Source organism: Streptomyces sp. NPDC046727 (genome assembly GCF_040645635.1).
Classification (GTDB): Bacteria; Actinomycetota; Actinomycetes; order Streptomycetales; family Streptomycetaceae; genus Streptomyces.
In genome coordinates this window covers 76,522-88,798 of record NZ_JBEYYR010000015.1, presented here as the reverse complement: position 1 = coordinate 88,798, position 12,277 = coordinate 76,522, and the positions used below count along the sequence as shown (strand labels likewise).

The window sequence follows — 12,277 nt, the reverse complement described above, 5'->3', positions numbered from 1 at the left end:
TTTCAGGAAAGTCCTCTGTAGGGAGTTGAAATCATGGCCCCAAGCGCCATGAGCCGTGGCAAAGACAACTGGATCGCCTCTCTCTCCGAAGCCCAGCCGGTCCCGTACTGGCTGGAAGACCCCGGAAAGCCCCACGCCGAGCCCGCCCTCACCTCCGCCGAGACCTGCGACCTGCTGGTCGTCGGCGGCGGCTACAGCGGGCTGTGGACCGCGCTCAACGCGAAAGAGCGCGACCCGCAGCGCGATGTGGTGCTCCTGGAAGGCCGCGAGGTGGGCTGGGCCGCCTCCGGCCGCAACGGCGGCTTCTGCGCCGCCTCCCTCACCCACGGCCTGCCCAACGGCCTGAGCCGCTGGCCGGACGAGATCCACCGGCTGGAGGAGCTGGGCCGGCGCAACCTCGACGAGATCGAGGCCGCGGTCGCCCGGCACGGCATCGACTGCGACTTCGAGCGCACCGGCGAGATCGACGTCGCCACCGAGACCTACCAGGCCTGGGAACTGCGCGACTGGCACCGCCGACTGGAGGAGAAGGGCCTCGCCGACGGCATCGAGTTCCTGGACGCCGACGCCGTGCGCGAGCAGGTGAACTCGCCCACCTTCGAGGCGGGCCTGTGGGACCGCCGGGGCGTGGCCATGCTGCACCCGGCGAAGCTGGCCTGGGGCCTGAAGCAGGCGTGCGTCAGGCTCGGCGTCCGGGTCTACGAGCACACGCCCGCCCTCACCCTGAAGCAGTACGGAGCCGGGATGGCCGTCCGCACCCCGTACGGCTCCGTCCGTGCCCGCAGGGTCGCGCTCGGCACCAACATCTTCCCGAGCCTGCTGCGGCGCGTGCGGTCGTACACCGTCCCGGTCTACGACTACGCGCTGATGACCGAGCCGCTGAGCGCCGACCAGCTGGCCTCGATCGGCTGGAAGAACCGCCAGGGCCTCGGGGACTCGGCGAACCAGTTCCACTACTTCCGGCTGTCCGCCGACAACCGCATCCTGTGGGGCGGCTACGACGCGATCCACCACTACGGCGGCCGGGTGCGCGCCGAGTACGACGACCGGCCCGAGACGTACGCCAAGCTCGCCGGCCACTTCTTCACCTGCTTCCCGCAGCTGGAGGGCGTCCGCTTCACCCACGCCTGGGGCGGCGCGATCGACACCTGCTCCCGCTTCTCGGCGTTCTTCGGCAGCGCGCACCAGGGCAAGGTGGCGTACGCGGCGGGCTACACCGGCCTGGGCGTCGGCGCGACCCGGTTCGGCGCGGACGTGATGCTGGACCTGCTGGACGGGGAGCGCACCGAGCGCACCGAGCTGCAGATGGTCCGCAGGAAGCCGCTGCCGTTCCCGCCGGAGCCGTTCGCCTGGACCGGCATCGCCCTCACCAAGTGGTCCCTGGCCCGCGCGGACGCCCACGGCGGTCGCCGCAACCTGTGGCTGCGCGCGATGGACCGCCTCGGACTGGGCTTCGACAGCTAGCTGTGATCCAGATCACTCGATAGGGGGCGGGAACCCGCGTAATGCCCCCGGACAGCCTCCCTCTCTTCTCCTGGCGCGACCGCGCCGCATGCGAGAGCACGAGAGAGGGAGGCTCTTCGATGACTGGGGCGAAGACGGCGGTCGAATGGCTGGCATCCGTCGCACCGGACCCCGAGGCCTGCCGCTGGGAGTGGGAGCGCAGCCCCCTCGGGGTCGCCCTGCTGCCCGCCGGCAAGGCCTGGGACGTGCTGATCCTGCCGGGTGACCTCGGCTACCCGACGCTGGACGTGCTCACCCGGATCCTCGGCCGGCCCGGCCCGGTGCTCGTCGACTTCGGCGACAACCGGGTCGGGTTCTTCGTGCCCCCGGGCACCGCGGCCCGCTGGCTCGGCACCGGTGTCCGCACCGCCGGGGCCGGCACCTGGATCGTCGTGCCGCACCCCGGCCGGGCGACCCGCGGTGTGCGCTGGCTGGTGGCGCCGGACGGCTCGGGCACGCTGACCGATCCGGCGCTGCTGGAACTGGCGATGCACGAGGCGGCGGCGGGGCCGGCCAGGGGGAGGCGCGAGGACGGGTAGCGCCCGGACACCTTGACAACAGGATTGGTCTGGACCAAATTGTGTGCGCTCCGCTCCTCCAACTCCCCTGCCCCCGGAGGCCTTTGTGGACCGCGCCCGACGTCCCAGATCCGTCCTCGCCGTGCTCACGGCCGCGCTGCTGGCCGTGCCCGGTATCACCGCGCTCTCGTCGGCCGCCCGTGCGGCCGACGCGGACGTCGCGACCAACGGCGGTTTCGAGTCCGGCCTGACCGGCTGGACCTGCACCGCCGGTACGACGGTCGACTCGCCCGTGCACAGCGGCAGTTCCGCGCTCCGGGCCACGCCGGCGGGCAGCGACAACGCCCAGTGCAGCCAGACGGTGACCGTCCGGCCCGACGCGCAGTACACGCTGTCCGGCTACGTCCGCGGCTCCTACGTCTATCTCGGCGCGAGCGGCACCGGCACCACCGACGTCTCCACCTGGACCCAGTCCGCCCCCGACTGGCAGAAGCTGAGCACCACCTTCCGCACCGGGGCGTCCACCACCAAGGTCACGATCTACACCCACGGCTGGTACGGCACCGGCGCCTACCACGCCGACGACATCACCCTGATCGGCCCCGGCGGCAGCGGCACCGGGCAGCCGCCCGCCGCACCGACCGGCCTGCGGACCACCTCCGTGACCTCCTCCTCCGTCGGGCTGTCCTGGTCGGCGGTGACCGGCGCGACGAGCTACGCGGTCTACCGTGACGGGATCAAGTCCCAGACGGTGACCGGCACTTCGGCCACCGTCTCCGGCCTCACGGCGTCGACGGCGTACAGCTTCCAGGTCACCGCGGTGGGCGACGCGGGCGAGTCCGCGAAGTCGGCGACGGTGACGGCGACGACGACCGCCGGGAGCGGCGGAGGCACGTCGGACCTCCCGCCGCACGCCCTCGTCGGCTACCTGCACGCGAGCTTCGCCAACGGCGCCGGCTACACCCGGCTCGCCGACGTTCCCGACAGCTGGGACGTCATCGACCTGGCCTTCGGTGAGCCCACCTCGGCCACGTCCGGGGACATCCGTTTCAACCGCTGCCCGGTCACCGAGTGCCCGAACGTCGAGTCCGACGCCGACTTCAAGGCGGCGGTCAAGGCCAAGCAGGCGGCCGGCAAGAAGGTGCTGATCTCGATCGGCGGCCAGAACGGCCAGGTCCAGCTGACGACCACGGCGGCCCGCGACACCTTCGTCTCCTCCGTCTCGCGCATCATCGACACCTACGGCCTGGACGGCCTGGACATCGACTTCGAGGGCCACTCGCTGTCGCTGAACGCGAACGACACGGACTTCAAGAACCCCACCACGCCCGTGATCGTCAACCTCATCTCGGCGCTGAAGACCCTGAAGGCCGAGTACGGCGCCAAGTTCGTGCTGACCATGGCCCCGGAGACCTTCTTCGTGCAGAACGGCTACCAGTACTACGGCACCGGCAAGTGGGGCGGCCAGGACCCGCGCTGCGGCGCGTACCTCCCGGTGATCCACGCCCTGCGCGACGACCTGACCCTGCTGCACGTCCAGGACTACAACTCGGGTCCGATCATGGGACTGGACAACCAGTACCACTCCATGGGCGGCGCCGACTTCCACATCGCCATGACCGACATGCTCCTCACCGGCTTCCCGGTCGCGGGTGACGCGAACAACGTCTTCCCGCCGCTGCGCCCGGACCAGGTGGCGATCGGCATGCCGGCGTCGACGAACGCGGGCAACGGCTACGTGGCTCCGTCCGAGGTCACGAAGGCCCTGGACTGCCTGACGAAGAGGACGAACTGCGGCTCGTACGCGACCCACGGGACCTGGCCCGCCCTGCGCGGTCTGATGACCTGGTCGGTGAACTGGGACCGTTACGCGAACTGGGAGTTCCAGAGGAACTTCGACGCCTACTTCGGCTGAGGCCGGCCACGAGGTACAGGGTGGTCAGCAGCACGGTGCACAGGCACCAGCTGGCCACCACGTCCAGCGGCCAGTGATAGCCGTGCCGGACCAGGCCGTACGACACCCCGAGGACCAGCAGCGCGCATCCCGCGACCAGGCACCGGCGGGCGGTGTCCGAGCGCAGCCAGGGGAGCAGGAGCAGGGTCGCGGAGCCGTAGGCGACGGCCGCCGTGGCCGTGTGCCCGGAGGGGAAGTAGCCGACGCCCGGCGGCACCACGGCGGTCCCCGGCCGGGCGGTCCAGACCTTCAGCGGTACGACGATCGCCGGGACCAGCGCCATCAGCACCGCCGCGGCGAGAGGCGGCAGCCACCAGCGCCGCGCACCGGCGGTCCGGCCCCGCCACAGGGCGTGGCCGGCGGCCAGTACCAGGACCGGGACGGCGACCTGGACGTTCCCCAGGTCGGAAAGGGCCTCGGCGAACCCGTCCGGACGGACGAGGGCTCGGCTGAGGCGGGCGTCCAGGCGCAGCAGCGGGCCGTGCGCGACGACCTGCCAGGTGATCAGCGCGAAGAGGACGGCCGGAAGGCCGAGGAGCGGGGCACGGCGGACTACGGTCGACACGGCGCTCAGCTTGGCAGACGTACCCGGACGTACGGGGAAGGAGGTCGGCCGCCCCGGAACAGGGGGGGTGGTTCCGAGGCGGCCGTCCGGATCGGAACGTCGCGCGCCCCGGGGGGTTTGGGGCGGCGACCGTCCGATCGGTGAGGAGATCCCGGAGCCGTCAGGCGCCGGTTGTGTGCGCGAGGGCACGGCCAGGTCGAAGCTGGGGAGGCCTCGGCCTGATGTCGCCCACAGTCCCCTGTGGGCGGGGTGTATCTCTCATCTGGAGAGAACCTACGGCAGGCCGGGGCGCTTGGGCAGACGGAATCAGCTCCCGTCATCCACCTCGCACACCTTCTTCACACTGCCTGCCGCAGGCACCCTTCAGAGGTGCGGACCTGCTGCTCAGATGCGCGCGAACGCCTGCTCGATGATGTCGAGACCCTCGTTCAGCAGGTCCTCGCCGATCACCAGCGGGGGCAGGAAGCGGAGCACGTTGCCGTAGGTGCCGCAGGTGAGGACCAGCAGACCCTCGGCGTGGCAGGCCTTGGCGAGCGCGGCGGTGGCCTCGGGGTTCGGCTGCTTGGTGGCCCGGTCCTTGACCAGCTCGATCGCGATCATGGCGCCGCGCCCCCGCACGTCACCGATGATGTCGAACTTCTCGGCCATGGCGGTGAGGCGGCCCTTCATGACCTCCTCGATGCGCTTGGCCTTGCCGTTGAGGTCCAGCTCCTTCATGGTCTCGATGGCACCGAGCGCACCGGCGCAGGCGACAGGGTTGCCGCCGTACGTACCACCGAGGCCGCCGGCGTGCGCGGCGTCCATGATCTCCGCGCGCCCGGTCACGGCGGCGAGCGGCAGACCACCCGCGATGCCCTTGGCGGTCGTGATCAGGTCAGGAACGATGCCCTCGTCCTCACAGGCGAACCACTGCCCGGTCCGGCAGAAGCCGGACTGGATCTCGTCGGCGACGAACACGATGCCGTTGTCGTTGGCGAACTTCACGATCGCCGGCAGGAAGCCCTTGGCCGGCTCGATGAAGCCGCCCTCACCGAGGACCGGCTCGATGATGATCGCGGCGACGTTGTCCGGGCCGACCTGCTTGGTGATCTGGTCGATGGCCTGGGCGGCGGCCTCCGGGCCGGCGTTCTCGGCACCGGTCGGCCAGCGGTAGCCGTAGGCGACCGGGACGCGGTACACCTCGGGCGCGAACGGGCCGAACCCGTGCTTGTACGGCATGTTCTTCGCCGTCAGCGCCATGGTCAGGTTGGTCCGCCCGTGGTACCCGTGGTCGAACACGACGACGGCCTGCCGCTTGGTGTAGGCACGGGCGATCTTGACGGCGTTCTCGACGGCCTCGGCGCCGGAGTTGAACAGCGCGGACTTCTTGGCGTGGTCACCCGGGGTCAGCTCGGCGAGAGCCTCCGCGACCTCCACGTACCCCTCGTAGGGGGTGACCATGAAACAGGTGTGGGTGAAGTCGGCGAGCTGGGCGCTCGCGCGCCGTACGACGGCCTCGGCGGAGGCACCGACGGAGGTCACGGCGATACCGGACCCGAAGTCGATCAGCCGGTTCCCGTCGACGTCCTCGATGATGCCGCCGCCGGCGCGCGTGGTGAACACGGGCAGCACGGAGCCCACGCCCTGCGCGACCGCGGCGGTACGGCGGGCCTGCAGCTCCTGCGACTTCGGGCCGGGGATGGCGGTGACGACGCGGCGCTCCTGCGGAAGTGCGGTCATGAGGGCTCCCTGATGATCTTGCGTACCGGGCGGTCCCGGGCGGTTCCGGGCGGTGCGTTTTCGGACGCATACCTTCTTTTCTCGCAGGCTAAGACCGGTTACGGGGGGTCGGCATGCTCCATGTGGGCGTTGTCGACGCGCCCCGTTGTCCGCGGTGGACATAGCCCACCCGGGCGGGTACGGCCCCTCTCGGCCACGTAAGCGGTGAACTCCCCTTGCCCGGGCGTTAGATTGGCTCGCTGATGACGGACGGAACGGCTGGTCAGGGGGCAGGCTCGATGGACAGCGAGGGCACGCACGACACACGCGGCACACATCGCAACCCTGTACCGCGGCCTGCGGCACCGCTTGAGGGGGCGGGGGTACCGCCGATGCCTTCGGCACCCCCCAGTTTCCCGCCCAAGCCCGAGGGCTCGGCTTTCGTGTCGTGGTTGCGTACCCCTCGGCCGCAGGCCACACCGGGTGTGTGGCGGTTCGGGTACCAGCCCAGGCCGCAGGAGACCGCCGGCCACGTCTCAGACCGGTCGCTGCTGACAGGAGCCGTGGGCTCACTGCTCGCGGCACTGCTCGTGTGGTCGCTCTGGGTCAATAATCTGGTGCCTCACAAGAGGATCCTGCTGGAGCTGGTCACGCCGTCCGACTGGTGGGGGTTCGACCCGCCCAGGGCGGCACTGACCGCGAGCGCCGTCTATGACAGCATCTTCGCGACCTTGGTGCTGTACTACTTCGCGCGCGTGGGCAACTGGAAAGAAGTGGTTCGGCGGTACCTGACCGACCGTCCACAGCCGTCGCGCGCCCTGCGCGCCGCACTCGTCGGGGCGCTCGTCGTCTGGCTCGTCGTCTGGCGCGGGCTGCTGTCGTACTACAAGCTCGTCGTGAGCCTGACCCCGTCCGACTGGTTCGTTTCACCTGGGGATCCTGTAGGCACCCTGCACCGGCTCCAAGTCCTCAAGGCCGTGCTCACGCTGCTCGCCTTGGTGCCGTTCGCCGCAGCAGGCGGCTGGCTGGGGCTTCTGCGCGGCCTGCCTCGTCCCCGGGCCGTGGCCGAGAACCACGAGGCGGCCGTGTCCGACCCCGTCGCGGACTGGGCTGAACTGCATGCGTACGGCCAGAGCGCGACGGCCGAACGACTGGCCGAGGAGGCACGTACCGGTCGGATGAACGACGTGGACTGCGCGAGAATCCGGCGCGCCTGGAGCTCGGTGGTTGCCGACCCTGCACGCTTGCGCGCGTTCACCTCGGCCGTGCTCAGCGACGGCGCCCGTGCATGTCTGCACCCTTCCGGACAGCGCGACCTTCCCGTCCGGACGGCCTCTCACGACCTGCTGACCTCCCAGGTACGCATCGGCCGATATGCGGACGTCGAGCGGACACCACCACCCCGCCGCGCCGCGGGCGCAGCCGTGGACCCCAGCACGCTGGGCACTTCCCTGCTGGCGGTCGGTCCGTCAGGCTCGGGCAAGACCGAGCGCCTGGTGCGCCCGGTCGCCGAGTCGCTCGCCCTGCAGGCCCTCGCCGGGAAGGCGGCTCTGGTCATGGTGTGCGCAGCCGGCACGCCCCTGGGGGGCGATCAGGCCTGGGACATCGTGATCAGGCCGGGTGACCGGGCTTCCGCCTATGACCTCGACCTCTACGGCGGGACGAACGACCCGGACGAGGCTGCCACGCTTCTCGCGGACGTCCTCGCCGGCGACTGGGCCGAGGTCGATCTGCGGCGCGCGGGGACTGTACTGGCCCAGCTGTTGGGGCCTTTCCGGGCTGTCCACGGCCGGTTCCCTTCCGTACCGGAGCTCCGGGAACTGCTGGACGGTGAGCCGTCGGCATTGGACCGGCTGAAGCGGATGCTCGACCCGCAGCTGCACTCCCTTCTCCTCCGGGAACTGGACGCGCGAGCGCGTCAGACAGGCGTCGCCGGAGACCCCGGGATACTGCTCGCCGACCGGCTCGCCTGCCTGGACCGTCCCGCTTTCAGTGGCTTCTTCGACACTTCCGCGGACGCTCGGCCCTTCACGCTGCGTTCACTCGACCACCCGCTGAGGGTCAGGATCGACCTGCCGGACCGGTCCCACCCGGAGGCAGCCCAACTGCTGACCCGTTTGCTGCTCGCCCAGTTCACAGCGAGCATGACCGCGCGTTCGGACCAGTCCCTGTTCGCCTGTCTCGTCCTGGACGATGCGACGCACGCGATCACCGTCGGATCCGTGCGTGCCCTGCGGAGACTGCGGGAGAGCCGCGCCGGCGTGCTTCTGAGCCTGCGGGCCCTGGGAGACGTCCCGGAACACCTGAGGCAGCCACTCATCGCCGCGGTCGGCTGCCACGCCGCCTTCTCGGGAATCACCACCTGGGAGGGCGCCCTGTTCGCGCAAGCATGGGGTACGGAGTGGGTGGAGACGACAGAGGTCGCCAAGCACACGGTGTTCGCGGATCAGCCGTTGACCCGGTTGATCCATGCTGTACGGAAGCTCGGTACGGGTAAGCCGGTCACCACGGACGCCGTCACCGTCCGGCAGGTCGAGCGGGAGCGGTGGTCGGCTTCTGAGTTGGCTCATGGGGTGCCGCCGGGGCATGCGGTGTTGTCGTTGACCACCGTGCAGGGGGAGCACGCGCCGCCGTTGCTGGTGGATCTGCGCGGGTGAGACGCCAGCGGCGGCTCGTACGGTGAGGCAGAATCGGGGTAGGCCGTTCATACACGGCGGCCAAAAGATCATTCCCCCCTCACGGTGAAGGCCCCATGCCCCCGACTCTCGCCTCGCTCGTCCACCACTCCGCGCTGAAGCTGACCGTGCGCGCGGGCGAGGACCGTCTGGACGTGCCCGTCCGCTGGGCACACGTCAGCGAGCTGGCCGACCCCGTCCCCTACATGGAGGGCGGCGAGCTGCTCCTGATCACCGCGCTGAAGCTGGACGCGGAGGATCCGGAGGCGATGCGGCGGTACGTACGGCGGCTCGCGGGCGCGGGCGTCGTCGGGCTCGGGTTCGCCGTCGGGGTCAACTACGAGGAGATTCCCACCGCTCTTGTCGACGCCTGTGCGCAGGAGGGGCTGCCGCTGCTGGAGGTGCCCCGCCGCACCCCCTTCCTCGCCATCAGCAAAGCCGTCTCCGCGGCGATCGCCGCGGACCAGTACCGGGCCGTCACGGCAGGCTTCGCCGCCCAGCGCGAGCTCACCAGACACGCCCTGAACTCCGGCCCGGAAGGCGTGCTCACCGCGCTCGCCGCCCAGGTCGACGGCTGGGCGGCGCTGTACGACGCCTCGGGCGCCGTCGTCGCCGCCGCACCGGAGTGGGCCGGCCGCCGCGCCGCCCGGCTCACCACCGAGGTCGAACGGCTGCGCGAGCGGACCGCCCCCGCCTCCTCCGTGGTCGGCGGCCCGGACCACGAGGACCGGGTGGAACTGCACAGCCTCGGCACCGGCCGCCGCCCGCGGGCCGCGCTCGCCGTGGGCACGGCCGCCGCGCTCGGCACCGCCGAACGGTACGCCGTCCACTCCGCCATCGCCCTGCTCACCCTCACCACCGAGCGCTCCCGTTCCCTGCACGCGGCCGAGCAACGCGTCGGTGCGGCCGTACTGCGCATGCTCCTCGCCGGCGAGCCCGACCACGCCCGCGCCGTCGCCGGGGGCCTGTACGGCGGGCTGCTGGACGCCCCGTTCCGGATGATCGTCGCCGAGTCCGGTTCCGGCACGGCGGGCGAGCCGCTGAGCGAGCTCGCGGAGACCGTGGAGTCCGCCGCCGCGCGCTCCGGGGAGGCCGTGCTGGTCGTGCCGGAGGGGGAGCGGCTGGTGGTGCTGGCCGCCGACGGCGGTGCGGCGGTGGCCGCGTGCGCCGCGCACACGGCGGCGCTGGAGGCCGCGCGGGCGACCGAGCAGGGGCGCGCGGACGAGGACGAACTGGTCGTCGGGCTGTCGGCACCCGCCGGGCCGATCGCGGCGGCAGCGGCGTACAAGCAGGCCGAGCAGGCGCTGTCGGTGGCGCGGCGACGGGGGCGGGTGTTCGTGGAGCACGAGCAGCTGGCGGCCGGATCCGTGCTTCCGCTGCTGGCCGACGACGCGGTGAAGGCGTTCGCCGACGGCCTGCTGCGGGCGCTGCACGAGCATGACGCGACCGGGCGGGGGGATCTGGTCGCCTCGCTGCGGGCATGGCTGTCACGGCACGGGCAGTGGGACGCCGCCGCGGCCGACCTGGGGGTCCACCGGCACACGCTGCGGTACCGGATGCGCAGGGTCGAGGAGATCCTGGGGCGGAGCCTGGACGATCCCGACGTACGGATGGAGCTGTGGCTCGCCCTGAAGGCGACGTCGAGCGAGTGACCCCCGCCCTCCACCTCTCCACCCCGCCAATCCGGCGTAGCCCCTGTCCCGACTGCTACGGCTCGGACAAACGACCCCCGGTCGTGTCCGCCCTACCGTGGACCACGCAAGCCAAGCACACCCCCAACGCGGAAGGGCCGGGACTCGTAACATGACTTCCACCCATGCCTTCTGGCTCGCCGGCCGCCAGGTCACCGGCGAGGACACCTTCGACGTCACCTCCCCGTGGGACGGCCGTCTCGTCGGCACGGTCAGCGTCCCGACCGACGCCCAGGTCGAGGAGGCCGTGGCCGCCGCGTACGCCGTACGGGACGAGTTCGCCGCCACTCCGGCGCATGTGCGCGCCGCCGCGCTCGACCACGTCAGCAAGCGGCTGGCCGAGCGCACCGAGGAGATCGCCCAGCTGATCTCCGCCGAGAACGGCAAGCCCATCAAGTGGGCCCGAGGGGAAGTCGGGCGCGCCGTCTCCGTGTTCCGCTTCGCGGCCGAGGAGGCCCGGCGGTTCAACGGCGGCGAGGCCCAGCGCCTCGACACCGACCTCGGCGGCCAGGGCCGCCTCGCGCTCACCCGCCGCTTCCCGAAGGGCGTCGTGCTCGGCATCGCGCCGTTCAACTTCCCGCTGAACCTGTGCGCCCACAAGGTCGCCCCGGCCATCGCCGCCGGCGCCCCGATCATCCTGAAGCCGGCGCCCGCCACCCCGCTCTCCGGCCTGATCCTCGGTGACCTGCTCGCCGAGACCGAGCTGCCCGCCGGCTCCTGGAGCATCCTCCCGGTCGCCAACGACAAGATGCCCGCCCTCGTCCAGGACGAGCGCCTGCCGGTCATCTCCTTCACCGGTTCCGAGAAGGTCGGCTACGCGATCATGGACTCGGTGCCGCGCAAGCACTGCACCCTGGAGCTGGGCGGCAACGGTGCCGCGGTCGTGCTCGGCGACTTCGCCTCCGACGCCGACCTCGACTGGGCCGCGACCCGCATCGCGACCTTCTCCAACTACCAGGGCGGCCAGTCCTGCATCTCCGTGCAGCGGGTGATCGCCGACGCGTCGGTGTACGACCGGCTGCTGCCGCGCATCGTCGCCGCCGTCGAGGCCCAGGTCACCGGTGACCCGTCCGACGCCAAGACCGACGTCGGCCCGCTGGTCAGCGAGGATGCCGCCAAGCGCGTCGAGTCGTGGGTGAAGGAGGCGGTCGAGGCCGGCGCCACGCTCCTCACCGGCGGCGACCGCGACGGCGCCTCCTACGCGCCGACCGTCCTCACCGACGTACCGGCGGACACCACGATCGCCTGCGAGGAGGTCTTCGGGCCGGTCCTCACCGTGCAGAAGGTGGACGGGGAGGCGGAGGCCTTCGCCGCCGTCAACTCCTCCAAGTACGGCCTCCAGGCGGGCGTGTTCACCCACGACCTGCAGGTCGCCTTCCGGGCCCACCGCGCCCTGGAGGTCGGCGGTGTGGTGATCGGCGACGTCCCGTCCTACCGCGCCGACCAGATGCCGTACGGCGGCGCCAAGCAGTCCGGTGTGGGCCGCGAAGGCGTGCGGTTCGCGATGGAGGACTACACCTACGAGCGCGTACTGGTTCTCACCGGTCTCGCGCTCTGACCTGCCACGGACAGGTCAGGAAGAGAACGGCCGCAGCCCACTGTGCGGGGGCTGCGGCCGTTCGCATGTCCGCGCCCCGTTACCGGCATGGATAATGGGAACCGTTTTCATGTAG

The 12,277-nt window shown here is 71.3% G+C and carries 7 protein-coding genes and 1 pseudogene; 6 read left to right on the top strand and 2 right to left on the bottom strand.

Annotated features, from left to right (window positions below):
• Nucleotides 1–33 precede the first annotated feature (33 nt).
• From ABZ937_RS20255 to ABZ937_RS20245, 3 genes are all read left to right on the top strand, one after another.
• A complete protein-coding gene (locus ABZ937_RS20255; protein WP_361693658.1) occupies nt 34–1,464 on the top strand; it encodes an FAD-dependent oxidoreductase in 1,431 nt (476 codons plus the stop codon).
• A 119-nt stretch (nt 1,465–1,583) separates the two neighbouring features.
• Entirely contained in the window at nt 1,584–2,042 is a 459-nt protein-coding gene (locus tag ABZ937_RS20250; protein ID WP_361693656.1) for a hypothetical protein, read from the top strand.
• 85 nt (nt 2,043–2,127) lie between these two features.
• Nucleotides 2,128–3,936, top strand: a complete 1,809-nt coding sequence (locus tag ABZ937_RS20245) for a glycoside hydrolase family 18 protein (protein WP_361693654.1) — start codon at nt 2,128–2,130, stop codon at nt 3,934–3,936.
• A gap of 67 nt (nt 3,937–4,003) precedes the next feature.
• Here the strand turns inward: ABZ937_RS20245 and ABZ937_RS20240 are convergent.
• Both ABZ937_RS20240 and gabT read right to left on the bottom strand, forming a co-directional pair.
• A pseudogene (locus tag ABZ937_RS20240) lies at nt 4,004–4,258 on the bottom strand (phosphatase PAP2 family protein); the annotation flags it as partial.
• A 666-nt stretch (nt 4,259–4,924) separates the two neighbouring features.
• Nucleotides 4,925–6,259 (bottom strand): 4-aminobutyrate--2-oxoglutarate transaminase, encoded by a 1,335-nt coding sequence (gene gabT, locus ABZ937_RS20235; protein ID WP_361693652.1) that lies wholly within the window; start codon nt 6,257–6,259, stop codon nt 4,925–4,927.
• A 542-nt stretch (nt 6,260–6,801) separates the two neighbouring features.
• On the opposite strand from gabT, the gene ABZ937_RS20230 reads away from it, so the two are divergent.
• The 3 genes from ABZ937_RS20230 to ABZ937_RS20220 all read left to right on the top strand — a co-directional run bounded on the left by ABZ937_RS20230 (nt 6,802) and on the right by ABZ937_RS20220 (nt 12,162).
• Complete coding sequence (locus ABZ937_RS20230; RefSeq protein ID WP_361693650.1) at nt 6,802–8,895, top strand: ATP/GTP-binding protein; 2,094 nt, start codon at nt 6,802–6,804, stop codon at nt 8,893–8,895.
• A 95-nt stretch (nt 8,896–8,990) separates the two neighbouring features.
• Nucleotides 8,991–10,565: a PucR family transcriptional regulator gene (locus ABZ937_RS20225; protein ID WP_361693648.1), complete on the top strand. Its 1,575-nt coding sequence runs from the start codon at nt 8,991–8,993 to the stop codon at nt 10,563–10,565.
• 151 nt (nt 10,566–10,716) lie between these two features.
• Nucleotides 10,717–12,162: an aldehyde dehydrogenase family protein gene (locus ABZ937_RS20220; RefSeq protein WP_361693646.1), complete on the top strand. Its 1,446-nt coding sequence runs from the start codon at nt 10,717–10,719 to the stop codon at nt 12,160–12,162.
• The last annotated feature ends 115 nt before the right edge of the window (nt 12,163–12,277 follow it).